This window comes from Aeromonas sp. D3, from assembly GCF_027705025.1.
Lineage (GTDB): Bacteria > Pseudomonadota > Gammaproteobacteria > Enterobacterales > Aeromonadaceae > Aeromonas > Aeromonas salmonicida.
Map to the genome: position 1 here is coordinate 64530 of NZ_JAPDBE010000017.1, position 23843 is coordinate 88372.

18 protein-coding genes and 1 riboswitch are annotated in these 23843 nt (G+C 61.3%); of the genes, 8 read left to right on the forward strand and 10 right to left on the reverse strand.

Features of this window, described 5'->3' with window-relative positions:
- The first annotated feature begins 116 nt into the window (after window positions 1-116).
- Both OKC28_RS11930 and OKC28_RS11935 read left to right on the forward strand, forming a co-directional pair.
- Window positions 117-2210: a TonB-dependent hemoglobin/transferrin/lactoferrin family receptor gene (locus OKC28_RS11930; protein ID WP_270689352.1), complete on the forward strand. Its 2094-nt coding sequence runs from the start codon at window positions 117-119 to the stop codon at window positions 2208-2210.
- A 279-nt stretch (window positions 2211-2489) separates the two neighbouring features.
- Window positions 2490-3629, forward strand: a complete 1140-nt coding sequence (locus OKC28_RS11935) for a 3-phenylpropionate MFS transporter (RefSeq protein ID WP_021138338.1) — start codon at window positions 2490-2492, stop codon at window positions 3627-3629.
- A 102-nt stretch (window positions 3630-3731) separates the two neighbouring features.
- Here OKC28_RS11935 and OKC28_RS11940 read toward each other — a convergent pair whose 3' ends face one another.
- Genes OKC28_RS11940 through OKC28_RS11950 form a run of 3 tightly spaced genes read right to left on the reverse strand, consistent with a single transcriptional unit; the run spans window position 3732 to window position 5801 of the window.
- On the reverse strand, window positions 3732-4940 hold the full coding sequence (locus tag OKC28_RS11940; protein ID WP_270689353.1) for a hypothetical protein: 1209 nt from the start codon (window positions 4938-4940) through the stop codon (window positions 3732-3734).
- Between the two features lie 17 nt (window positions 4941-4957).
- Window positions 4958-5167: a helix-turn-helix domain-containing protein gene (locus OKC28_RS11945; protein ID WP_042035054.1), complete on the reverse strand. Its 210-nt coding sequence runs from the start codon at window positions 5165-5167 to the stop codon at window positions 4958-4960.
- Window positions 5168-5174: 7 nt separating this feature from the next.
- Complete coding sequence (locus tag OKC28_RS11950; protein WP_270689354.1) at window positions 5175-5801, reverse strand: DUF2975 domain-containing protein; 627 nt, start codon at window positions 5799-5801, stop codon at window positions 5175-5177.
- A 222-nt stretch (window positions 5802-6023) separates the two neighbouring features.
- Here OKC28_RS11950 and OKC28_RS11955 point away from each other — a divergent pair, with 222 nt between their 5' ends.
- The 4 genes from OKC28_RS11955 (at window position 6024) to OKC28_RS11970 (ending at window position 16968) form a co-directional block, all read left to right on the forward strand.
- The gene (locus OKC28_RS11955; RefSeq protein ID WP_169046688.1) at window positions 6024-9524 is read left to right on the forward strand and encodes a hybrid sensor histidine kinase/response regulator; all 3501 of its coding nucleotides are present in this window, start codon (window positions 6024-6026) and stop codon (window positions 9522-9524) included.
- A 173-nt stretch (window positions 9525-9697) separates the two neighbouring features.
- Window positions 9698-9785: riboswitch (cyclic di-GMP riboswitch) on the forward strand.
- A 111-nt stretch (window positions 9786-9896) separates the two neighbouring features.
- Entirely contained in the window at window positions 9897-12509 is a 2613-nt protein-coding gene (locus OKC28_RS11960; RefSeq protein ID WP_270689355.1) for a glycosyl hydrolase family 18 protein, read from the forward strand.
- Window positions 12510-12596: 87 nt separating this feature from the next.
- Window positions 12597-14972, forward strand: coding sequence for a M66 family metalloprotease (locus OKC28_RS11965; protein ID WP_270689368.1), 2376 nt, complete (start codon window positions 12597-12599; stop codon window positions 14970-14972).
- A gap of 82 nt (window positions 14973-15054) precedes the next feature.
- A complete protein-coding gene (locus tag OKC28_RS11970; RefSeq protein WP_333562738.1) occupies window positions 15055-16968 on the forward strand; it encodes a glycoside hydrolase family 19 protein in 1914 nt (637 codons plus the stop codon).
- Between the two features lie 61 nt (window positions 16969-17029).
- On the opposite strand, the gene OKC28_RS11975 is transcribed toward OKC28_RS11970, so the two are convergent.
- Both OKC28_RS11975 and crp read right to left on the reverse strand, forming a co-directional pair.
- Window positions 17030-17830 (reverse strand): putative RNA methyltransferase, encoded by an 801-nt coding sequence (locus OKC28_RS11975; protein ID WP_021138331.1) that lies wholly within the window; start codon window positions 17828-17830, stop codon window positions 17030-17032.
- Window positions 17831-17952: 122 nt separating this feature from the next.
- Window positions 17953-18591 carry a cAMP-activated global transcriptional regulator CRP gene (gene crp / locus OKC28_RS11980; protein ID WP_005311762.1) on the reverse strand — a complete coding sequence of 213 codons (639 nt, stop codon included), beginning with the start codon at window positions 18589-18591 and terminating at the stop codon, window positions 17953-17955.
- 309 nt (window positions 18592-18900) lie between these two features.
- Here crp and OKC28_RS11985 point away from each other — a divergent pair, with 309 nt between their 5' ends.
- A complete protein-coding gene (locus OKC28_RS11985; protein ID WP_005311765.1) occupies window positions 18901-19305 on the forward strand; it encodes an OsmC family protein in 405 nt (134 codons plus the stop codon).
- A gap of 48 nt (window positions 19306-19353) precedes the next feature.
- Window positions 19354-19650, forward strand: coding sequence for an MliC family protein (locus tag OKC28_RS11990; protein ID WP_021138330.1), 297 nt, complete (start codon window positions 19354-19356; stop codon window positions 19648-19650).
- Window positions 19651-19717: 67 nt separating this feature from the next.
- Here OKC28_RS11990 and OKC28_RS11995 read toward each other — a convergent pair whose 3' ends face one another.
- From OKC28_RS11995 to arnT, 5 genes are all read right to left on the reverse strand, one after another.
- Complete coding sequence (locus tag OKC28_RS11995; protein WP_021138329.1) at window positions 19718-20251, reverse strand: DUF4136 domain-containing protein; 534 nt, start codon at window positions 20249-20251, stop codon at window positions 19718-19720.
- 15 nt (window positions 20252-20266) lie between these two features.
- A complete protein-coding gene (locus OKC28_RS12000; protein WP_005311770.1) occupies window positions 20267-21136 on the reverse strand; it encodes a phosphoribulokinase in 870 nt (289 codons plus the stop codon).
- Window positions 21137-21364: 228 nt separating this feature from the next.
- Window positions 21365-21811, reverse strand: coding sequence for a 4-amino-4-deoxy-L-arabinose-phosphoundecaprenol flippase subunit ArnF (gene arnF, locus OKC28_RS12005; RefSeq protein ID WP_270689356.1), 447 nt, complete (start codon window positions 21809-21811; stop codon window positions 21365-21367).
- Complete coding sequence (locus tag OKC28_RS12010) at window positions 21808-22152, reverse strand: EamA family transporter (protein WP_270689357.1); 345 nt, start codon at window positions 22150-22152, stop codon at window positions 21808-21810. The genes arnF and OKC28_RS12010 overlap by 4 nt, the downstream gene beginning before the upstream one ends.
- Window positions 22152-23795, reverse strand: a complete 1644-nt coding sequence (arnT, locus tag OKC28_RS12015) for a lipid IV(A) 4-amino-4-deoxy-L-arabinosyltransferase (protein ID WP_270689358.1) — start codon at window positions 23793-23795, stop codon at window positions 22152-22154. The genes OKC28_RS12010 and arnT overlap by 1 nt, the downstream gene beginning before the upstream one ends.
- Between the last annotated feature and the right edge of the window lie 48 nt (window positions 23796-23843).

A 23843-nucleotide genomic window follows, 5' to 3' on the forward strand; every position in this document is an offset into this window, starting at 1 on the left:
GTGTAGAACCTAAGTATGACAAAAGAAAATGAGAATGATTCCTTTTATTGTTGATCTTTGTTGCGAGCTAAGTAATATGCAAGCTGTTTGATAACAGTTCTCAATAAGGATTCACAGTGGCGCACAACAACACCCTCTCGCTGGTTGCCCTTGCCGTGGCGGCTGGCCTCGCTTCCCCGGTTTTTGCGGCGGACAAGAAAGCAGATGAAGTCATGGTCGTCAGCGGCTCACGGATGGAGCAAAAACTGGAAGATGTTTCCGGTCCCATCACTGTGATCACGGCCAGGCAGATTGAAGAGCAGGCGGTGAGCAACGTTGCCGACCTGTTCCGTTACGAGCCGGGCGTGACTGCGATAGGCGGTGCTGGTGATGCCCAGACCTTCGTCATCCGTGGCATGGGTGAAAACCGGGTCAAGATGGTGCGTGACGGTGTGCGCCAGAACGATGCTTACAAGAACGGCGGGGTCGGCCAGAGCTACTTCGACACCGACATGATCAAGCAGATAGAAGTGGTCAAGGGGCCTGCGTCGGCGGCCTACGGCTCCGATGCCCTGGGCGGCGTCATCGCCATCACCACCAAGGATGCCAGCGATTTCCTCCGGGGCCGCGACAGCTATCTGGACGTGACCAGTGGTTACGCCTCCAGCAGCCATCAGAACATGGCCGGTTTTACCGGGGCCCTGCGCAGCGGCGAGTTCGAAAACCTGCTGCGCTACACCTGGCGTGACGGTGGCGTGACCCAGAACTACGATGGCGACAAGAAGGAGTTCGACATCGTCAGCCAGGCCGTGCTGTTCAAGAGCCAGTGGAACCTGAGCGACGATCAGTTCCTGAAACTGACCGTCGACTACTTCAACGAAGGGCAGGATCCGGATGCCGTCGATCTCACCAAGGCAGGCTCCGTCTTCAATCAGCCGATCACCGACAAGGACACGGACAACCTCTCCCTGATGCTGGATCACGGCATCGCCCTGAACGCGCCCTGGGTCGATCGCATCGACAGCAAGGTCTACTATGCCCGCACCAAGCAGACCTTGGATCAGTACGCCTCTTCCAAGTATCCGGTCAGACCGGGCAACCCCTATGTGACCAAGAACTCGCTGGACAGCAATGGCTTCGAGCAAGAGAGCCTGGGGGCCCAGGTGAAATTCAGCAAGGCACTGGCCAGTCAGCGCCTTGCCTGGGGCCTGGAGTATGAGCATACCGACAACGAGCGCACCCGTTTCAAGGCGCCGACCACGCCGGGTGACTTTGTTGGCTACAGCGAGCTGAGCTTCCCGTCCACTACCACGGAACACGGTGCCCTGTGGGCCTTCGACGAGCTGAAGTTTGGCGAGCGCTGGGTACTGACGCCGGGTGTTCGCTACGACTACTACCGTATGAACCCGGATCAGGATCCCGCCTACACGGGCGAAAACCTCAAGAAGTTCTCCGAAGGGGAGTTCTCACCCAAGCTGGGGCTGGTGTTCAAGGCACACGAGGCGGCCAATCTGTTCGCCCAGTACAGCCATGGCTACAAGACTCCCATGTATGACAACGCCTTCTCGACCCTGAACCACCAGGCGTATGGCTATCGCATCGAGCCGAATGCCAACCTCAAGCCCGAGAGCAGCGATGGCATCGATCTGGGGGTACGCGGCGATGCGGGCGGCTTCAGCTACGAAGTGGCGACTTTCTACAACAAGTTTGACGATTTCATCGAGTTGGCCCAGGTCGGCACCGAGGGTCGCACTGCGCTTTATCAGTACCAGAACCTGGACAAGGCGACCACCAAGGGGGTCGAGGCCAAGGCTGACTACTGGTTGAATGACCTGGTCAACGTCTGGGGCAACCTGGCTTACATCGAAGGCAAGGATGGGGATGGCAACTACATCAACAGCCTGAGCCCGCTCAACGGCAGTGTGGGTGTGCGTCTGGAACAGGCGAACTGGAACATCAACACGGCGCTGCGCTTTGCCGATGACATGGACAAGGTGGGCAAGGATGCCAGGGGCAACGACAACATCAAGAGCGCCGGCTGGGGTGTGGTGGATCTCTACGCCCAGTTCAAGCCCATACAGGATGTGCAGCTCAACGTCGGTGTCTTCAACCTGTTTGACAAGGAGTATGTCAGCTACGAGAACATCACGGGGCAGAGCGCTACCGCCAACACCAGCAACAAGACAGAGCCGGGCCGCAACCTGAGCGCACGGGTCAAGTACGTCTTCTAATGCCGGTGAGCAGCACGCACATCTTATGACTCAGGGGCCGCAAGGCCCCTTTTCTGTGGGCTGAAACCTGCCCATGACCACTAAAAAAAGAAACCCGCCAGAAGCGGGTGGAAAGATTGCAACACTAACCAGGAGGTGGTGTTACTCAATAGACTCCGCTCTTGTGGCAATAGTTCAATTTTATTGATGTTTTTCATTTTTGCTTCCCCTCGGGATCGCAGGATCCTCCCTTGCAAATCGGTTATCATTTGTGCCCCTTCTTCCCGCTGTCGAGGATCTATGCCCGCCTTCTCCTGGTTAGCCCTGTTCTTTGGCGCCTTCTACTTCGTCTATGGTGCCTATCTGCCGTTCTGGTCGCTCTGGCTGGAGGGGATCGGCGTGAGCGCCGAGATGATAGGCCTGTTGCTGGGAGCCGGGATGGCGATCCGCTTCGCCGGCAACCTGATGGTGATGGGGCAGATCAAGGGGGCGGGGCACCTGCTGCCCATCACCCGGCTGCTCTGTCTGCTGAGTCTGCTGGCTTTCCTCGGCTTTTATCTGAGCCATAACCTCTGGTGGCTGGTGGGCTTGACCCTGGTGGCGAACTTCATCTACCCGACCCTGATGCCGGTGGGGGAGGCACTGGCTACCCGCATGGTGGTGCAGGCCCATCTCGACTACGGCAAGGTGCGGCTGTGTGGCTCGTTCGCTTTCATCGTTGCATCTACTCTGGTGGGATCGCTGGTGGGGAATTTTGGCAGCGACTGGGTGCTGCATACCATGGTGGCGGGATTGCTGCTCATGCTGTTGCTCAGCTGGTTGCCGCTGCATCCGGCGCCCCGCGACATTCAGGGAGAGCGGGCGAAAGCCTCCCTGCTCGATACCCTCAAGTCCCCTTCGGTGCGCCGCTTTCTGTTGATCTCGGCCCTGCTGCAGGGCAGCCATGCCGCCTACTACGGCTTCAGTGCCATGCACTGGAAGGCGGCAGGTTACAGCGGTACCACCATAGGCTATCTGTGGGCGCTGGGGGTGGTGGCGGAGATAGGCATGTTCGCCGCCGACAAGCGCTTTCTCAACCGCTTCGGTGCCCAGACGCTGTTTCTGGTGGGAGCGATCGGGTGCGTGGTGCGCTGGAGTCTGCTCGGCGCTTCCACCGATATGGTGGTGCTGGTGGCGGGCCAGTTGCTTCATGCGGTCACCTTCTGCGTCAGTCATCTCGGTGCTGTGCGCTTCATGACCCGTCAGTTGCCAACGGAGCAGCTGATCCCCACCCAGGCACTCTACGCGGCGCTCGGTCTCGGCATGACGGTGGCCGCCCTGATGACACTCTCTGGCCTGCTGTTCGAGCCTCTCGGTGGCGGCATCTTCTTCATCATGGTGCTGGTGGTGTTGCCCGTTTTCTTCCTGCGGCTGCGCCCTGGCGAGGCGACCTCTGCCTGATCTTGGCCGACAATGTCTTGGCCAAAAATGTCCTGGCCGAAAATGAAGGTGCCAGACAAAGTGAAGGGGAGCATGTGCTCCCCTTTTTGCATGGCGCTCGCCTCACGCTTGCTCGCTCAGATAGCGGCCGATCAGGGAATGCCAGACCTCGGCACCCAGGGTGCCCGCCAGCAAGGTGCTGGAGGCCGCATCGAAGCGACCATCCTCTTGCCAGGATAGATGAGGCAAGAGTGCCGACAGGGTACGGTGATGGCGTTGCAGGGCCAGGTCCAGTGCCTCCCAGAAGGCGCTCCCTTTCACGTAGAAAAGGGGATAGTAGGAGAGATCTCCCGCCTTGACCGCATCACTGGCCCGATAGAGGCCTGTCTTGGCATGGGGCAGGTGGTCTCCGCGCTGCGCCAGCTCGTCGGCGGCCGTGGTGGTGTCCAGACGGAAGCGGTGCAGCGACTTGATGGCAAGGTACTCTGCCAGGCTCTCGGCGACCCAGGTCGGTCTGGCCCGGGTGTCGAGCATGTGCACCGCTTCGTGGGCACTGGTGCGCAGCAGGCGCAGTGGGGCATCGGCAGTGTGCTGGTTGTCGCTGACCGGATAGTTGGCGACAAAGGCTCCGACCCCGGCGGCGCCTCCCAGCGAGTGGGTACTGATGTCGCGCGCCAGCCACACCAGTTGCCAGGGCTGGCGTGGGGGCGGGGCATCGAGCTGAAAGACGAGGTAATCGATGATGGCCTCCAGCTTCTTTTGCAGGCTGGCGATATTCAGCGCCCCGGCCACCCCATCGTAATGGATCTGCAGACGTGCTCCCTGCTGAGACTGGGTTGTCGCTGGCAGGGCGAAGGGCAGGATCAGTGGCGGCTCGTCCATGCGGGGCATGGGGTGGCACTGGCCATCCGGCAGGCAGACCCGGCCCGGTTGTGCACCCTGCTGGCGCGGGAAATTCCCCCATTCGGTGACCAGCCAGCCGCCTTGTGGAAAGTAGAGGTTCTGCTGGGCAGAGGCATCGGCCCCGGTTGCCGGCACTGGTTTGAGCGTCACCTGCCAGCTCAGCTCGCGGCACCGGATAGGCTGGCCCGGCTTGACCCTGGCGCCGCTCTCCAGACAGGTAAGAGCAGGCAACCCCTGTTGCGGTGTGCCGCGCAAGGTACGGGCGGGCAGAAGAGTGAAAGGTTGTGCCCCTTCCGGGGTGAAGCGGATCTGCAGGGTGTCGGGTTTGGCGCTGGCCATGAGCTGATAGCTTGGGCCGGGCGGGGCCTCAACGGCTGCTCCCCAGAAGGGGAGCAGCAACAGGCTCTGGATGACGGGTGGAAGGGTCATGGCATCGTTCCTGCGGGTTAGCGCGCTTGCTCATAGCCCAGCAGGTCGCCCGGCTGGCAGCCCAGCTCGCGGCAGATGGCTTCCAGGGTGGAGAAGCGGACCGCTTTGGCATGACCGTTCTTGAGGATGGAGAGGTTGGCCTCTGTGATGTCGACCCGCTGGGCCAGTTCACGGGCTGTCATCTTGCGCTCGGCCAACAGGGCGTCGAGCCGGATTATGATGGGCATGGGATCCTCACACCGTCAGTTGTTGTTCGTCGGCCAGTTGTTTGGCCTCGCGCATCACCAGGGCCAGTGCCGAGACAATCAAGCCGGCCAGCAGCAGCCTGAAATCTGATGAGCCTATGCTGATGGTGCCATGCAATTCAGGCCCCTGCATGGTGAGGGCTATGTCGACGAGCGGCATTGTGATGATTTCGGCGACGAAGCTGGCACACAGCAGCAAGCCGAGCCAGCGATAGCGGCGGATCTGGCCGAAGGTGAACAGCATGGCGTGCCGATAGCCGCGAAACAGCTGGTGCAGTTGCCAAAGGATCAGCATGAACACCAGATCGGGGAGCAGCATGATAAGGGTGGCCAGCAGGCGAGTGCCGAAGGTGAGCGGATAGTCGCTAAGCACAGGTGCCGGCGGGGTTAGCAAGGTGCCTAGGGCCTGATCTTCCTGAGTCTTTAGTGGCACGCCGTTGAACACCTTGTCACCGTTGTGGCCGAGCGCCTTTACCAGTTCATCGTGCAGGCTGTCATTGCCGCCAAGCAGATGAGACCAGGTATCCGTCACCGTCATTATCGGGGTGGCCAGCAGGGCGAACAGCAGGATCCATTCGATCAGGCTGCTCATGTGTTCGAGCTTGTTGTATTTCATCCTATACCTCGTGATAGACGCCATGGGCCGCACAAGGCGGCATTTGCTTATTGTTTATCGATAACCTGACGCCAATGTTTATCGTTTTTCGATATTTCGTCAAGGGTTTTTTATTGAAAAACGATAAGGATTGACTGGCAAGAAGGAGATGACATTTTCCGGGCACCTCTCTAGACTGGCAGCTGCCGCGCTTAAATATTCAACATGGACAAGAGGTTACAGATGCACCAGGGATGGCTGCTGATCGGGTTGTCGCTCGCCTATCTGGGGCTGCTGTTTCTTATCGCCTATGTGGCTGACAAGAGCAAGCGGCGCCGTCTCAAGGGGCAACCCCTGCTCTACAGCCTGTCGCTGGCGGTCTACTGCACCTCCTGGACCTTCTTCGGCACCGTCGGTCAGGCCAGCGAATCCCCCTGGTCGCCGGTGCCCATCTATCTGGGCCCCATGCTGGTGTTCCTGTTCGGCTGGCGCCTGCTGGCCCGCCTCATACTGGTGGCCAAGCGCGAGCACATCACCTCCATCGCCGACTTCATCGCTGCCCGCTATGGCAAGTCCCAGCGTCTGGCCATGTTGATAAGTCTGGTTGCCATCATAGGGGTGCTGCCCTATCTGGTATTGCAGCTCAAAGCGATCGTCACCGGGCTGGATCTGCTGATGGCCAACTCGGTGCCAGCGGGACCGACTGGCAACACGGCGGAGCTGGCACTGGGGGTCACCCTACTGCTGGCACTGTTCAGCATACTGTTCGGTACCCGCCACCTGGACGCCACCGAGCACCACAGAGGCATGGTGGTGGCCATCGCCTTCGAATCCGTGGTCAAGCTGCTCGCCTTCATGGCGGTGGGGGGCTTTGCGCTCTGGCTTATCCTCAGCAAGCCGAGTCAGGCCCGCACTCTGGTGGCCAGCGACTTTCTCGATGCCGTGGTGGCGGTGACGCCGGGCAGCCTGCTGGAGCTTGCCATCTACACCCTGGTCGCCATGTGCGCTGTCATCTGCCTGCCGCGCCAGTTTCACGTGACAGTGGTGGAGAACAACCAGGGCCAGGATCTGCACTGGGCGCGCTGGCTGTTTCCGCTCTACCTGTTCCTGATGGGACTCTTCATCTGGCCGCTGGCGCTGGCGGGCAAGCAGTGGGTGGGGGCCGGCATGGCCTCCGATACCTATGTGATCAGCCTGCCCATGTCGCTCGGCTTCGACGGCATGGCGATGCTGGCGTTTCTCGGCGGTACTTCGGCTGCCACCGGTATGGTGATCGTCTCCACCATCGCCCTGGCCATCATGGTCAGCAACGATCTGGTGCTGCCTGTGCTGCTGCGCCGCTTCTGGCAGCAGGGGCGGGACGAGCGGCTGGTGCGACTGCTGCTGCAGGTACGCCGGGGCGCCATCCTGTTGATCCTGCTGGCGGCCTGGGGGCTCTATCTCTGGCTTGGGGATCTCACCAGTCTGTCGCGCATCGGCTATCTGTCGTTCGGCGCCGTTGCCCAGTTCGCGCCGGCTCTGCTGCTCGGCCTCTACTGGCGGCACGGCAACCGCAAGGGGGTCTATCTCGGCCTCGCCCTCGGGGTCAGCCTCTGGTTTGTCACCCTGCTGGCGGAGAGCGGCCTGCTGGCCGGCTCGCCGCTGGAGGCGTTGCTGGCACCGCCGGACTGGCCCGCGTTTCGCGATCTGAGTCTGGGAGCCTGGTGCATCTTCCTGAGCCTCTTGCTCAACCTGCTCGGCTATGTGGCGGGATCCCTGCTGTCGCGGGCGGCGGTGAGCGAGCGGCTGCAGGCGGCCAACTTTGTTGGCAAGCCGAGCCGGGATACGGCGGCCCTTTATCAAGCGCGGGTCTCGGTCAAGGAGCTGGAGATGCTGGCGGCCCGCTTCGTCGGTTCGAGCCGGGTCAAGCGGGCCTTCGGTCGTTTCGCCGGCGAGCGGGGCGGCACCCTGGCGCCCCAGATGCAGGCTTCGGCTGAGCTGATCGCCCATACGGAGCGGCTGTTGGCCGGGGTATTCGGCACCTCGTCCGCCCGGCTGGTGCTGGCCTCGGCCCTGCAAGGGCGCAACATGCAGCTCGAGGAGATCGCCACCATAGTGGACGAGGCCTCCGACGTGTTTCGCTTCAACCGCGGCCTGCTGCAGGGGGCCATAGAGCACATGGGGCAGGGGATTTCCGTGGTGGACAGAGAGCTCAAGCTGGTGGCCTGGAACCGGCGCTACATAGAGCTGTTCCACTACCCGCCCGGCCTCATCCAGATGGGGCGATCCATCGAGGAGATCATCCGCTACAACGCCGAGCAGGGGTTGTGCGGCCCGGGAGATATCGAGGCCCAGGTGGCGCGGCGGGTGGCCTTCATGCAGCGTGGCAGCCCCCATATTTCGGCACGGGAGCGACCCGATGGCCGAGTGATAGAGATGCAGGGCAACCCCATGCCGGCCGGCGGTTTCGTCATGACCTTTACCGACATCACCCCGTTTCGCGACGCCGAGCGGGTGCTGCGGGAAGCCAACGAACATCTGGAGGCGCGGGTGGCCGAACGCACCCACGAGCTGTCTGAGCTCAACCGCCAACTGCTGCTGGTGAACCAGCAGGTGGAGCGGGCCAACCACTCCAAGAGCCGCTTCCTGGCGGCGGTGAGCCACGATCTGACCCAGCCCCTCAACGCCGCCAAGCTGTTTACCTCTTCCCTGCTGGAGATGCTGCCGCCCCGGGATGAGACGGCCCGCATCGCCCGTCACATCGACGATGCGCTGGGGGCGACCGAGGATCTCATCACGGATCTGCTCGACATCTCGCGGCTCGAGGCGGGCAAGTTCAAGGCCAAAAAGCTCGATTTCGCCCTGCACGACGTGTTCGACAACCTCAAGGCGGAATTCGGGGTGCTGGCCCAGGCGGGGGGCATTCAGTTCTCGGTGGTGGAGAGCAAGCTGGCCGTGTACAGCGACGTGCGTCTGTTGCGACGGGTGCTGCAAAACTTCCTCACCAATGCGTTTCGCTACAACCCGGGCGGCCGTGTGCTGCTCGGTTGTCGCCGTCTGGGGGACAAGGTGCGCATCGAGGTGTGGGACAACGGTCCTGGCATACCGCTCGACAAGCAGGAGGCCATCTTCGACGAGTTCTCCCGCCTCGATCACTCCCGCACCGCCAAGGAGCAGGGGTTGGGGCTGGGGCTCGCCATCGCCCGCGGCATCGCCCTGGTGCTGGGCCACAACCTGACCCTGCGCAGTTGGCCGGGGGCGGGATCCGTATTTGCCATCACCCTCAATCTGGCGACCCGCCCTGTCGCAACGACGCAAGTGGCGGCGCCCGCACTGCGGGACAGCCAACTGGAAGGCGTTCGGGTGCTCTGCATCGACAACGAGGGCGATATTCTCATCGCCATGCACTCTCTGCTGGGTCGCTGGGGCTGCGAGGTGGTGTGTGCCCAGAGCCAGGCTCAGGCGGAGGATCTCATCGCCGGCGGTTTCCTGCCGCAGCTGGTGCTCTCCGATTACCACCTGGATGACGGCAAGACAGGGTTGCAGGCCCTGCACATGCTGCGCCTCGCCCATGGCAACGACATTGGCGGCATCATCATCAGTGCGGATCGCAAGAGCGAGTTGCAGGCGCAGATCCGTGAACACGGCTACGGCTACATCAGCAAACCGGTCAAACCGCTCAAGTTGCGTGCGCTGATGAACAGCATATTGCGGCCGGCCAAACTTGATGATGATCACGAAACAAGTAATTCGTCTGATTTTTAATCTCAGCCCCGAGACGTCAAGATCGGCGCTTTCTTACACAGCAAAGCGTCTTTTCTTCTCGTTTGGGGCTATTTTCCGATAAAAAGTGGCTTATTAATAACCTGTCAGGGGTTTGCCCTTCCTCGTTTAACTCCTTATATTCAACCGGCGATTATTTTTTGTCGCAAATCAAGTTGTGCAAAAGGCAAACCGGACGAAAGTCCGGGACGCAAAGCTTCCGGTCTAAGGGTCAGCAGTACCTAAGATAGCGGGGCCACCACAGGTTGTTTCGTCCATGGGCCAAGCCATGGCGCGATGTTGTCTGCGTTACCTGTCTGGTTGGCGTTGCCTTTTTCGTTGTTAATTCCAAGAACGAAATAAGGATATTCAACTATGTTAAGTCCAAAACCCTCAGTACTGGCGTTGTTGGTCGGGGGTCTGTGTGCCTCCTCCGCCTTCGCTGCCGCCCCCGGCAAACCCACCATCGGCTGGGGCGAAACCAAGTTCGCCATCGTCGAAGTCGATCAAGCCGCCACCTCCTACAACAAACTGGTCAAGGTACATGCCGATGGCGCGCCGGTCAGCGTGAGCTGGAACCTCTGGTCCGGTGATGTCGGCCAGACGGCCAAGGTGCTGCTCGATGGCCAGGAGGTGTGGTCCGGCGCCGCGTCAGCCTCCGGCACCGCCAACTTCAAGGTGACCAAGGGGGGCCGCTACCAGATGCAGGTGGCCCTGTGCAATGCCGATGGTTGCACTCTCTCCGACAAGAAAGAAATTCTGGTGGCCGACACAGATGGCAGCCATCTGGTGCCGCTCAAGGCGCCGCTGCAGGAGAACAACAAACCTTACGCCAACAAATCCGGCAAGGTGGTGGGGGCCTACTATGTGGAGTGGGGTGTCTATGGCCGCAAGTTCACCGTGGACAAGGTCCCGGCCCAGAACCTGACCCACATCCTCTACGGCTTTACCCCCATCTGTGGCGGCAATGGCATCAACGACAGTCTCAAGTCCATCTCCGGCAGTTTCGAGGCGCTGCAACGCTCCTGCGCAGGGCGGGAGGACTTCAAGGTCTCCATCCACGATCCCTGGGCTGCCATCCAGATGGGGCAGGGCAATCTCACCGCCTATGACGAGCCGTACAAGGGCAACTTCGGCAACCTGATGGCGCTCAAACAGGCCTATCCTGACCTGAAGATTCTCCCCTCCATCGGCGGCTGGACCCTCTCCGACCCCTTCTTCTTCTTTGGTGACAAGACCAAGCGCGACACCTTCGTCGCCTCGGTGAAAGAGTACCTGCAAACCTGGAAATTCTTCGACGGGGTGGACATCGACTGGGAGTTCCCGGGTGGCCAGGGAGCCAACCCGGATCTTGGCAATGCCTCCGATGGCGAGACCTATGTGCTCTTGATGAAGGAGCTGCGCGCCATGCTCGACGAGCTGAGCGCAGAGACGGGCCGCACCTACGAGCTCACCTCCGCCATCAGTGCTGGCGATGACAAGATTGCCAAGGTGGATTATCGCGCCGCCCAGCAATACATGAATCACATCTTCCTGATGAGCTACGACTTCAACGGCGCCTGGACCAACACTGAGCTGGGTCACCAGACCGCCTTGTATGACGCTAGCTGGGATCCCGATACCCGCTACACCACGGACAAGGGGGTGAAGGCACTGCTGGGTCAGGGCGTCGAACCGGGCAAAGTAGTGGTTGGCGCGGCCATGTATGGCCGTGGCTGGACCGGCGTCAGTGGTTATCAGGGCAACAACCCCTTCACCGGCACCGCCACCGGCCCCATAGCGGGCACCGAAGCGGAAGGGATCTGGGAGAAGGGGGTCATCGACTACCGTGGCATCGCCAAGGGCAAGATGGCCGGTGACTGGCAGTACAGCTATGACGAAGTGGCCGAGGCACCCTATGTGTTCAAGGCATCCACCGGTGAGCTCATCACCTTCGATGACGACCGTTCGGTCAAGGCCAAGGGACAGTACGTGCTGGCCAACCAGCTCGGCGGGCTATTTGCCTGGGAAATCGACGCCGACAACGGCGACATTCTCAACGCCATGCACGAGGGGCTGGGCAACGGGGAAGGCACAACGCCGCCCACCAACAAGCCGCCCGTTGCCAACGCTGGCAATGATCTTGCCGTGACCGGCCCGGCAGAGCTGGTGCTGGATGGTTCTTCTTCCCGCGATCCGGAAGGGGCCGTGCTCGGCTACAGCTGGACTCAGGTCTCGGGTCCCAAGGCGACCCTGAGCGATGCCAACCAGGCCAAGGCCAAGGTGAGCGTCGATGCGGTCAGCCAGGACGTGAATCTGGTGTTCGAGCTGACGGTGACCGACGACCACAACCTCAGTGCCAAGGATCAGGTAGTGGTGACCAACAAGGCGCCGCAACCCAACCTGCCACCTGTGGTGACAGTGCAGGACAAGGTCTCGGTACAGGCAGGCAAGCAGGTGAGCATCACTGCCAATGCCACCGATCCCAACGGTGACACCCTCAGCTATCAGTGGAGCGTCCCGGCAGGCCTGACGGCCAGCGGTCAGAACAGCAGCACTTTGGTGGTGACCGGTCCCAACGTGACCGAGTCGACCGGCTACGACCTCACTGTCACAGTGACCGACGGTGTGCTGGATGCCCAGGGCAAGACCCGTCTCACCGTGACGCCGGTCAGCGGGGGAGGCGAGTGCGGGGCGACCGATCCGGATGCGGCCAACTGGCCGGCCTGGAAAGCCGCGACCACCTACAACGGTGGCGAGAAGGTGAGCCACAACCAGCTGGTGTGGCAGGCCAAGTACTGGACCCAGGGCAATGAGCCGAGCCGCAGCGCCGATCAGTGGAAGCTGACAAGCCAGGTACAGCTGGGCTGGGATGCCGGTGTGGCCTACAACGCAGGTGACCTGACCACCCATAACGGCCGCAAGTGGAAGGCCCAGTACTGGACCAAGGGCAATGAGCCCGGCAAGCACGACGTCTGGCAAGACCTGGGCGCCGTCACCTGTAATTAACTTTTTTGTCAACTAGCCTTTCTGTGAACCAACCGGGGCATGCTTGGCATGCCCCTTCTTTTTCCCACAACAACAGCGAGCGTCATGATGACCATACACACTACCCGTATTGCCAGCCTGATCACCGCAGTGCTGGCAAGCGGTTCTCTGCTGGCCGCTACTCAGGCTGTCCCTGCCCTGGTATTCGACGGCACAACCCCACAGAATGACTTGCAAGGATCCTTGGCGGCCAGGGTGCAGTTTGCCCAGAGCCAGATCCTGCCCGCCCATCCTCGTGAGGGGGACAATCAGCCCCGTCTCACCGCCCTGCGCAAGAGCCTGTTGCTGGTCAGGCCGATGCAAGCCGACAGCACAGCTCCCATGGTGGTGATGGCCTATGATGGGACGGGTAAGTTGCTCGGCTCAATGGGACTCAACCCACCCTCTAAACTACCCAAAACCGCTTACTACCTGGAGGGTTCCCCCGAAGAGGGGGTCGATTTCACCCCGGGCCCCGGTACCACAGGCGTCATCAACAGCAGCAGCGAACTGGCAAAGCTGGGTGATCCGGCCGGCGCCTTCCTGCTGAGCAAGTTGCGAGTCCATGCGCTTGTGTCCATCCAGACCGCAGACGGGCGCTGGGTGCGCAACGTTTATTTGCCGACGGATGCGACGCTGGAAGGCAAGATGGTGCGCCTCGCTTCCAATGCCGGCTACGACTCGACTGTCACTTTCAGTGGCCGTCAGGTGACCCTCTCCCGCGGTCAGAGCCAGCAATTCAAATTTGTGCGCGGTCAGTGGATCCGTGACGGTGAGCTGGAAAATAACGGCATCACCTACGCCAGCGATGCCTGGAGCGGGGTATTGCCCTCCAAATGGATAGTACCTGGACTCAGCTTGTGGTTCAGTCATAACCAGCTCCACGGCGAGCTGACGGGCCTCAAGGTGGGGGCACCGGGGGAGCTGCTGATCCACACCATCGACATCGGCATGCTGACTACACCGCGCAACCAGTTTGCCTTTGCCAAGGATCCCGAGGCGCATCGGGAGTACTTCCAGACCATACCTGCCAGCCGTCTCATTGTGAGTCAATATGCCCCCCTGTCGCTGCCCGAGGTGATGCTGCCGGATGGCACCCTGCTCACCGACTTTGATCCGAGCGAAGGAGGCTGGCACGACGGCACCATGCGCCAGCGCATCGGCAAGGAGCTCATCTCCCACGGCATCGACAATGCCAACTACGGTATCAACAGCACGGCGGGTGAGGGGGAGAGCAGCCACCCCTATGTGGTGGCCCAGCTGGCAGCCCACAACAGTCGCGGCAAGTACGCCAACGGGGTGAAGGTACATGGCGGCTCCGGCGGGGGCGGCATAGTCACCCTGGACGCGTCCCTTGGCAACGAGTTCAGCCACGAGGTGGGTCACAACTACGGCCTTGGTCACTACGTGGGGGGCTTTGCCGGCTCTGTGCATCGCAGCGCCGACCAGATCAATGCCACCTGGGGCTGGGATGGCGACAAGAACCGCTTCATTCCCAACTTCTTCGCAACCCGCAGCGGCCAGAGCACCTGTCTGGATGGCCAGTGTCAGGCGCCGTTCCACAGCCGCACCTTTGGTCTCGATGCCATGGCTGGCGGTGCGCCGCTATCCGGTTTCAACCGTTTTACGCTCTACACCCCCAACTCGGCGGCCATCATCCAGCGCTTCCTCGAGAGCAAGGCGGTGTTTGATGCCAGTTCCGCCACGGGTTTCAGCAAGTGGAACGAGAGCCGCGCCAAAATGGAGCCCTACCGTCACAAGGTCGACCTTTCCGAGCAGATCACGGCACCCGTGAGTGATCTGGGGGAAGTGAAACTGGCCGCCCTGCTGGCCGAGTACGACCTGGTCAAGGTGGCCATGTGGGATGGCAACTGGACCCGCAACATCCAGCTGCCGTTGGCCTCGGCGGTCAATCGTGGCCGCATCGTCACTGTCGATCACGACGCTGGCTACAACAGTACCCTCTTCATCAACGGCCAGCAGATCACCGTCTCCCGTGGCTTCAAGAAGAGTTACACCTCGGACGGTGCACGCTGGAACGAGGGGCCGCTGGCGGACCTGGCGGTGGAGCGCAAACCTGACGCTTTCGGGGTGCCGGTGACGACCCTGGTCGGTTACTACGATCCGCAGAGGCAGCTGCCCGGTTACCTCTATCCGGCCTTGCACGGTGCTTATGGCTTTACCTATGGCGATGACAGCGAGCGGCTCGGGACGGGGGATTGCCAATTGCAGGTGGAGACCCGTGATGGGCTGCTGCGTTTCAGATTGGCCAACCATCGCCTGAGTGCCAGCGTGATGAACAAGTTCCATGTCAACGTGCCCACTGCCAGCGAGCCGCGCAGCGCCAGTGTGCTGTGCCGCAATCAGGTGCAGAGTGACGCTCTGCTCACGCCGGCACCGGCCGGTCTCGGCTACACGGTCAACGGCATGCCGTTGACGCGCTGAGACGCTTTTTCCTCGCGCAATGCGAGGTACCACAGGCGGGGGCCAAGCCCCGCCTTTTATCTAGCAAGAGGTAACGATGATGATGAGAAAGTCCTCTGTGGCCAGCCTGCTGGCCGGACTCTGTCTGAGCGGTCAGCTGTGGGCCGCCGCCCTGTATGACATCAATCAGGGTTACAGTGGCGGCAGCCAGGTCAGTTTCAACGGCAAGATCTATGAAGCCAAATGGTACGCTAATCCGGGCCAGAGCCCGGGGGTACAAGTGGCCAATGAATGGGACTCTCCGTGGGCCCTGATGGGGGATGGGGAAGCGACCCCGCCCGATGGCGGCGCTGGCATCACGCCTCCGGTGGAGGGTGGCAGCGGCGCCACCGAAGGCACGCCCGTCTACCTGAGCCAGAGCGAGCTGGACGCCAGGGAGCAGGCGCTCACCGACTTCCCGGCCATGGCGGCAGTCAAGGCCTCCATCGCGACCCGCGACAATGCCGTGGTCGAGGCGGTGGCCCCCGGGCTTGCGCTCAACCCTGCCAACGTCAAGCGGGTCGAGGGATTGCTCAGCGAGTCCCAGTTCAACTTCCTGTTCCCGCTGCGGGCCCCGGAATACACCTATCGCGGTTTTTTGCAGGCGGTGGCCAAGTTCCCGGCTTTTTGCGGTGATTACAGCGACGGGCGCAATGCCGAGGCCATCTGCCGCAAGTCGCTGGCCACCATGTTTGCCCACTTCGCCCAGGAGACCGGCGGTCACGAGAGCTGGCGACCCGAGCCCGAGTGGCGTCAGGGCCTGGTCTGGGTGCGGGAGATGGGCTGGACCGAGCAGATGCGCGGCGGCTACAACGCCGAATGTCGGCCGGATGTGTGGCAGGGTCAGCAGTGGCCATGCGGCAAGTTCGAGAACGGCGAGTTCAAGAGCTACTTCGGTCGTGGCGCCAAGCAGCTCTCTTACAACTACAACTACGGCCCCTTCTCCGAGGCCATGTTCGGCACAGTGCGTACCCTGCTGGACAATCCGGAGAAAGTGGCGGACACCTGGCTCAACCTTGCCAGCGCCGTCTTCTTCTTCGTCTATCCACAGCCGCCCAAGCCCTCCATGCTGCACGTGATCGACGGCACCTGGCAGCCCAATGCCCACGACCGGCAGAATGGTCTGGTACCGGGCTTCGGGGTGACCACCCAGATCATCAACGGCGGGGTGGAGTGCGGTGGCACGGCCGAGCACGCCCAGTCCCAGAACCGCATCACCTACTACCAGGCCCAGGCCCAGTATCTGGGGGTGCCTGTGCCGGCAGACGAGGTGCTTGGTTGCAAGAACATGAAGTACTTTGACGAGGCGGGCGCCGGCGCCCTGCCCATCTATTGGGAGAATGACTGGAGCTATGTGCCGGGCAATCCCAATGGCGGCAAGAGCTACGCCTGCAAGCTGGTGGGTTACCAGACCCGCTTCAGCGCGTTCAAGGCGCGGGACTACAGCCAGTGCGTGCAGCACTTCTTCCCCGAGGTGGTGATCGAGGACAACGGCGGCACCAACCTGCCGCCGGTGGCCAACATCAGCGGCCCGAGCGAGGCGCTGGGCGGTGCGACAGTGCTGCTCTCCGGCCAGGGTTCGAGCGATCCGGAAGGCAAGCCACTCGGCTATGCCTGGACCCTGCCCGCCGGGGCCAGCGCCTCGGATCTGACCCAGTCCACCCTGAGCGCTACCCTGCCGGCTACCCCGCTCAGCGACACTCGCTATGGTTTCGTGCTCAAGGTGACCGACGAGAAGGGGCTCAGTCGCAGTGCGACCCACGAGATCCTGATCAAGGGCAGTGGCGGTACTACGCCGCCGGATGGCAACCCTCCTTACCAAGCAGGGACGGCCTACAAGGCGGGGGACAAGGTAAGCAATCTGGGAGGCAACTACCAGTGCAAGCCCCACCCCTATACCGGCTGGTGTGCGGGCGCGGCCTGGGCCTATGAGCCTGGCAAGGGCACGGCCTGGGGGGATGCCTGGATCAAGCTGTGACGTCTGTATTCGTTCAATAAAAAAGGCCCGTCAGGGCCTTTTTTCATGGGAATGAGCGCAATCAGAGCGGCTTTTGCCACAGGCTCAGCAGCAGATCCTGCTCCAGCTCATCCGGTCCCTGCTGGGTAAAGGCGTGACGCTGCTCCGCGCTGGCCCGCCAGCCGAGTCGGCTGGTTTCCAGAATGAAGCTGCGCAGACTCTGATCCATGGTCATGGTGAACTGGCAACGCTCCTGACCCACGGGGTTGAGGCCGCCGAGGGCTGGCCAGCTGAGGGGGTGCTCCATGCTGACAGGATTGAGGCTGACCCTCAGCTGCCACTGGTGGCGCGGGCCTGGCTGCAGGTAAAGCAGGTAACCACCCGGTGCCAGCCAGCTGACCAGCAGCTCTGTCTTGACCTTGAGATCATTGACCAGCAGCACCTGGGCCGTGCCCGGTTGCAGCGGGGCACGAGCCGGATCGGCGATGATGAACTGAGCTTCAGGCTGTACCTTGTTGGCGGCGAAGATGGCGTTCTTGGCCAGATCGAATCCGCCAAATTGCCATTCGGGCAGGCGCTCGGCCAGGGCTCGGCAGTAGTAACCTTCGCCGCAGCCGAGGTGGATCAGTTCATGGGCACCGAGGGGGGCGAGCAACGCCGCCATGGCGTCTACCAGCGGCGCCTGATGGCCCTGTTCAAGGAAGTGGCGCTTGGCGCGCATCAGGGCGCGGCTGTCGCTGTCCTTGGGATTCTTCTTGCCGGGAATGAGATCCAGATACCCTTCCGGGGCCGGATCGAAATGGTGCTTGTTGTCGCAATAGACCCCGCGGGATGCTTCGTGAAGATGCAGGGGGCTGCGGCAAACGGGACATTGAAGATGCATACACACTCGCTTGATTGAGGCTGGGGAAGGGCGTTCGCGATTATAGGGGAGACGATCAGAAAAGGCTGCCGTGGCAGCCTTTTTTATCCAACGGCTCTGTGCTGAGCCGTCAGGGAACCCTGTCAGCGGGTACCAAACACCACTATGGTCTTGCCGTGGGCTGAGATCAGCTCCTGCTCTTCGAGCATCTTGAGGATCCGGCCAACGGTTTCACGGGAGCAGCCGACGATCTGGCCAATCTCCTGACGGGTGATCTTGATCTGCATGCCATCCGGGTGGGTCATGGCGTCCGGCTGTTTGGCCAGATTGAGCAGGGTCTGGGCGATCCGACCTGTCACGTCCAGGAAGGCCAGGTTGCCGACTTTCTGACTGGTGTGCTGCAGTCGGGTCGCCATCTGGCCGGAGAGACGCATCAGTATGTCCGGGTTGACCTGGATCAGCTGACGGAACTTCTTGTAAGAGATCTCGGCTACTTCACAGGAGCCTTTGGCGCGCACCCAGGCGGAACGCTCTGGATTCTCGCTCTCCTCGAACATGCCCATCTCGCCCAGGAAGTCGCCCTGGTTCAGATAGGAGAGGATCATCTCCTTGCCTTCATCGTCCTTGATCAAGACGGCCACAGTGCCCTTGACGATGTAGTAGAGGGTCTCCGCTTTCTCACCCGCATGGATCAGGGTGCTCTTGGCGGGATACTTATGAATGTGGCAGTGCGACAAGAACCATTCCAGGGTGGGATCGCTTTGCGGTTTGCCAATGACCATGAGAATTCCTCTGTAGTGTCTTTTTATGGACTCGTGCGTCCGGGCAAGCTGCCAACCTTGCCATTCCTTGTATTAGTCGCAGTAGGATAAGAGCCTTTGTCTGTGCTGACAAGGCTTTGAGGGCTTTTGCCAGATCCCCTTGATGCCTGCTGCGCTATCTGCGCCATTTTAGGGAACTTGGGGGCATCAGATGTTGATTTTGATCTAGTTAGCACCGAAGTTCGCGAAAATGGCTCACATATGCCGATTGGGCGCCGTCTGGGGTATGCTATGTCAGTCAGATATGTCGTCATTAAGAGGAAATGTGAGATGAAAGCCAAGGTCAGCTGGGTGGAAGGCATGAAGTTTGTCGGCGAGAGTGAGTCCGGTCATCAGGTGACCCTGGACGGCGCCAACCCCGGCGAAGGTGCCAGCCCGATGGAGATGATCCTGCTGGCGGTGGGCGGCTGCAGCTCGATCGACGTTGTCTCCATTTTGGAGAAGGCACGTCAATCCGTGACCGCCTGCCATGTGGAACTGGAAGGGCAGCGGGTGGAGTCGGTGCCGCGGGTGTTCGAGAAGATCCACCTCAACTTTGTGGTCACCGGCAAGGGGCTGGCCGAGAAGCAGGTGGCCCGTGCGGTGGACCTGTCGATGGAAAAGTATTGTTCCGTCTCCCTGATGTTGGAAAAAGCGGTAGAAATTACCCATAGTTATCAAATTCTTGAAGCCTGATAGCTGTGATTTGTCCCGTCGATAACGCCATGACATAAGGAAAGTGCAATGAAAAACTTGATAGTGTTACTTCCCCTGCTGGGGCTGGCGGCCTGCAGCATGCCCCAGCCGACCCAGTACCAGTACAGCCAGTACCAGTGCGGGGAAGAGCTGTTGGCCATTACCTATGATGCTCAGGCCGACATGGTGCAGTTCCCGTACGCCGGCGTGTATCACAAGCTGGGCCGGGTAGAAGCGGAGTCTGGCGCCAAGTATTCCGATGGTGTCACCACCTTCTGGAATCAGGAGAAACAGGCCATCCTCAGTCAGAAAGATGTGACCCTGCTGACCTGTCAGCGCAAGTAATCGTCATGGTGTGATCACAACGGCCTGCTCTCGCAGGCCGTTTTGTTTCAAGGGGAAAAGACCCGTGCTAGCGGGCGGGCAGGGAGTCCAGCATCTGGCCGGCCAGTTGCTGGCTCAGCTGGCGGCGTGACTCGTCGGGGATGGCGACGTCACTGGCGAGCTGGATGGCACTGCTCCACACCGCCTGCTGGGTACGCCGGTCGAGCAGCACTATGGCCAGGGTACCCTTGCGTGCCCCCACTTTGGCTTGCAGCCCCGGGGTCATGCCGAGGCGGGCGAAGATCTCGCCATCGCTCAAGTCCTTGCTGCCTGCGACACCGATGGCAACCCAGAGATCCGCTTCATCGAGGGGCACGCTCTGCCAGCCCTTGCTGCCGAGCTCCTGATTGACCGCCTGCTGAACCGGCACCAGCCAGCCCTCGGCACTCTCACCCGCATACTGGAACTGCTCGGCCAGCGCGTAGCGCGGCGTCGCACCAAACGGCCAGCTCGCAGCCGGTCGCACCACCATGGTGCCCGACTCCAGGGTCGGAGCGGCCGGACCGCTGCTGCAACCGCCCAGCAGGGCGGCCAATACCACAGAGATAAACGCTAACCGCATCATAAGCTCCTTGGCTTAAGTGATCTTGCCAGTTTCGAGCAGTTGCTGGATCAGCGGGCGCAGGATCAGCTCCATCGCGAAGCCCATCTTGCCACCCGGAACCACGATAGTGTTCATCCGTGAGATGAAGGAGCCATCGATCATCGACAACAGGTAAGGGAAGTCCACCTGCTTGATGCCACGAAACCGGATCACCAGCATACTCTCGTCCAGACTCGGGATCACCTTGGCACTGAAGGGGTTGGAGGTATCCACGGTCGGCACCCGCTGGAAGTTGATATGGGTGCGGGAAAACTGCGGTGTGATGAAGTTGATGTAGTCATCCATGGAGCGGACTATGGAGTCGGTGACCGCCTCGCGCGAATGCCCGCGCTCCGAGGTATCGCGGATGAGCTTCTGGATCCACTCCAGGTTGACGATGGGCACCACGCCGATGAGAAAGTCCACGTGACGCGCCACATTGTGGTCATCTGTGACCACGCCGCCGTGCAGTCCCTCGTAAAACAGCAGATCTGTCTCGCTCGGCAGATTTTGCCAGGGGGTGAAGGTACCCGGCATCTGATTGAAGGGGACCGCCTCGTCAAAGCTGTGCAGATAGCGCCGATACTGGCCGCTGCCGTTCTGGCCGTACTCCTGGAAGAAGGATTCCAGCAGCGCGAAGTCGTTGGCCTCGGGGCCGAAATAGCTGATGTGGCGCCCCTGCTCGCGCGCCTTGCGGATCGCCACGTCCATTTCCGGTCGGGTGTAGCGATGAAAACTGTCCCCTTCCACCACGGCCGCTTTGTAACCAAGCTGATGAAACATGGAGCGAAAGGCGTTGGTGGAGGTGGAGGTGCCGGCACCGGACGAACCGGTGACTGCAATGATGGGATGCTTGGCCGACATAGAATTCTCTCTTCCTTGGGAGTTCCGTTATAAAGGCATGTTCCGAGTGCGGTCAAGTACGCCGCTTGTCAGTACCGCCGCCCGACTGGTTCACTGGCGTGACACTTGTTCCCTGGCGCGCAGCGACGAAGGGAGGTGAGCCGGGTGAGCAGAGGGATCCGCATCATAAGAAAAGGGCTGCCGAAGCAGCCCTTGCACAGGGAGGATAGCGAGCCAAACCGTGATGGGTTAATGGGCGTTGCGCTTCCTGCCCACCGGTTTTACCCCCACCAGCACGGCCCCCAGCAGGATGAAGATCACTCCCACCGCCTTGCCCGGCTCCAGCGGTTCGGCAAAGCTCGGTATGGTGACCGCCAGCAGGTAGACCAGCGCATAGCTGGTGCTGAGCAGGGGGTAGGCGATATTGAGCGGGGTGAAGTGCAGCGCCGCCAACCAGCAGAGCAGCGACAGGGCATAGCAGCCCACTCCGGCTGTGATGACCAGCAGCGGCACCGGGTGAGCCAGCATGATATCGAGGCTGGCCTGCCAGGCTGGCAACTGCATGACTCCCCATTTCATGGCGAGCTGGGCCAGGGTCACCAGCAGTATGCTGCCGAGTACATAGAGATAGCCCTTGATCGCGGGCCTCCCCGTCACCGCAGATTCTTTGCCAACCCCGGTATTGTCACCTTTCATAGCAAGCCTCCCAGCAAGAGGGCGCCAACGATGATGGCGCCGGCCCCCAGCCAGTTGTGGTAGCTGATCTGCTCGTGAAAAAACAGCCGCGAGCCAATCAGCACCAGCATCAGATTGATACTGAGCATGGGGTAAGCCATGCTCAGCGGCAGTCGTTGCAGCAGGTAGATCCAGAGCAGCATGCCGCTGCCGAGGGCCGCCACGCTGGCGATGAGCCAGGGTGAAAACAGCTTCTGCCAGTGGCTGCATGGCTGGCGCTGCCAGTTGATGACCGCCTGTTTTTGCAGCATCTGGCCGCCGCAGGTCAGCAGGCACACCAGCAGAAGCAGCAACATGTTCATCAGCGGGCCCCGTGGTAGACAAGCAGGGTCAGCCGGTGGCTCACTATCGTCTCGTCGGCCGGTGGCATAGATCCCGTGCTGCCGTCTTTATCCGTCTTCAGCAACAGGGCAACCTGGCCGTTTTTACGCGCCTCGGCCAGCCAGACCGGGAAGTCGGCCCGGGTCACGTAGCGCTCCTTGGCATCCGGGTAACTCAAGCCGTAATGCACTTCCCCCTTGCTGTCGAATAGCGTTATTTCGCTGCGCCGGGTGCCCCAGGCGAGGGAGGAGGCCAGCCCCACATCGTTGGCCAGCAGGGCGCTGGAGTCCATCAGTACTGTCTGGTTGGCCTCGATGAAGTGCTCCGGCAGCTTGGAATCGATCAAGGATTGCGGCAATGCCCAGGGCAGACCCACCGCCAGCACCATGGGGCAGAGCGCGCTCAGGGTCCAGCGGCGGTTGGCATCCTTCAACTGGATGAAACCGAGCAGGGCCCAGCCGGCGAAGATGACCATGGCCACCGCCAGGGCGCCATTATCTTCGGTGCCATAGACGGCGTGGCTGGGAGAGAAGGCCAGCACGGCGAGGATACCCATGCATAGCAGGCCGAACAGGCCGTTCAACCAGGCGTTGAGCCTGAATGGCTGTGCTTTCCTCTCCTTGAGTTTGTCCATGGCGCTGGCGGCCAGCAGCATGGCCAGGGGAGCGAAGCAGGGCAGGATATAGGTGAGCAGCTTGCCCTTGGCAACGCTGAAGAACAGCAATGGCAGTACCACCCAGGCCAGCAGATAGAGGGTCTCCGGACTTATCTTGCGATCCTGCCAGCCCTTGCGAAGTGCGCCGGGTAGCAGGCCCAGCCAGGGCAGGGTGCCGAGCAGCCCCATGGGCAGGTAGTACCAGAACGGCGCCTTGTGCTGGGCGTTATCCGCCGCGAAGCGCTGTATGTGTTCGACCCAGAAGAAGTAGTGCCAGTAATCGGGCTCCCGCAGGTGCACGGCGATGGCCCAGGGGGCGGCCAGCAGGGCGGCACTCACCATTGCCAATGGGCCGAAGCGCAGCAGTTCGAGCAGGCGGCGCTGATAAATGACGTAGGGCACTATGACGATGACAGGCACCGCCAGGGCGATGAAGCCCTTGGTGAGAAAGCCCATGCCGCAGGCCAGGCCAAACAGCAGGTAGCCGGCGACCCGGGTTCGCAGCGGGCTCTCCTGCCGGATGAGATAGAAGCTGACCATGGCCGCGTTGAGCCAGAGGGTGACCATGGCATCGAGCACGCTGTAGGTGCCTATGCCATAGACGATCAACAGCGACAGGTAGATGAGCCCGGCAAGGAAGGCCTTGCGCCGGCACTGCCAAAGCTGCAGCGCGAACCAGACGATCAGTAGGGCGCTCAGGCCTGTGGCGGCGGCCGAGGCGAAGCGCACGGCGAAGTTGGTGTCACCAAACAGCTGCTGGCTGATGCTGTTGAACCAGTAACCGGCGATGGGCTTCTCGAAATAGCGCAAGCCCAGGAAGTGGGGCACGACCCAATCCCCCGTGCTCACCATCTCCCGGCTTATCTCGGCGTAACGGTTCTCGTCGGGGCTCCAAAGCGGCCGCTGGTCGAGGGGCAGCAGGTAAAACAAGAGAAAGAACAGGGGCAGGGCCCACTTGGTCAACTTCATGACATCCTCTGTAGCATTGTATGGTGAGCGCAATGGCGCATCATGACG

Coding starts and splice junctions, on each gene's coding strand:
- OKC28_RS11935 (WP_021138338.1), top strand. CDS start 2,490: ATGCCCGCCTTCTCCTGGTTAGCCCTGTTCTTTGGCGCCTTCTACTTC.
- OKC28_RS12000 (WP_005311770.1), bottom strand. CDS start 21,136: ATGTCGGCCAAGCATCCCATCATTGCAGTCACCGGTTCGTCCGGTGCC.
- OKC28_RS11990 (WP_021138330.1), top strand. CDS start 19,354: ATGAAAAACTTGATAGTGTTACTTCCCCTGCTGGGGCTGGCGGCCTGC.
- OKC28_RS11960 (WP_270689355.1), top strand. CDS start 9,897: ATGTTAAGTCCAAAACCCTCAGTACTGGCGTTGTTGGTCGGGGGTCTG.
- OKC28_RS11985 (WP_005311765.1), top strand. CDS start 18,901: ATGAAAGCCAAGGTCAGCTGGGTGGAAGGCATGAAGTTTGTCGGCGAG.
- OKC28_RS11975 (WP_021138331.1), bottom strand. CDS start 17,830: ATGCATCTTCAATGTCCCGTTTGCCGCAGCCCCCTGCATCTTCACGAA.
- OKC28_RS11940 (WP_270689353.1), bottom strand. CDS start 4,940: ATGACCCTTCCACCCGTCATCCAGAGCCTGTTGCTGCTCCCCTTCTGG.
- arnF (WP_270689356.1), bottom strand. CDS start 21,811: ATGAAAGGTGACAATACCGGGGTTGGCAAAGAATCTGCGGTGACGGGG.
- crp (WP_005311762.1), bottom strand. CDS start 18,591: ATGGTCATTGGCAAACCGCAAAGCGATCCCACCCTGGAATGGTTCTTG.
- OKC28_RS12010 (WP_270689357.1), bottom strand. CDS start 22,152: ATGAACATGTTGCTGCTTCTGCTGGTGTGCCTGCTGACCTGCGGCGGC.
- OKC28_RS11970 (WP_333562738.1), top strand. CDS start 15,055: ATGAGAAAGTCCTCTGTGGCCAGCCTGCTGGCCGGACTCTGTCTGAGC.
- OKC28_RS11995 (WP_021138329.1), bottom strand. CDS start 20,251: ATGCGGTTAGCGTTTATCTCTGTGGTATTGGCCGCCCTGCTGGGCGGT.
- arnT (WP_270689358.1), bottom strand. CDS start 23,795: ATGAAGTTGACCAAGTGGGCCCTGCCCCTGTTCTTTCTCTTGTTTTAC.
- OKC28_RS11965 (WP_270689368.1), top strand. CDS start 12,597: ATGACCATACACACTACCCGTATTGCCAGCCTGATCACCGCAGTGCTG.
- OKC28_RS11955 (WP_169046688.1), top strand. CDS start 6,024: ATGCACCAGGGATGGCTGCTGATCGGGTTGTCGCTCGCCTATCTGGGG.
- OKC28_RS11945 (WP_042035054.1), bottom strand. CDS start 5,167: ATGCCCATCATAATCCGGCTCGACGCCCTGTTGGCCGAGCGCAAGATG.
- OKC28_RS11950 (WP_270689354.1), bottom strand. CDS start 5,801: ATGAAATACAACAAGCTCGAACACATGAGCAGCCTGATCGAATGGATC.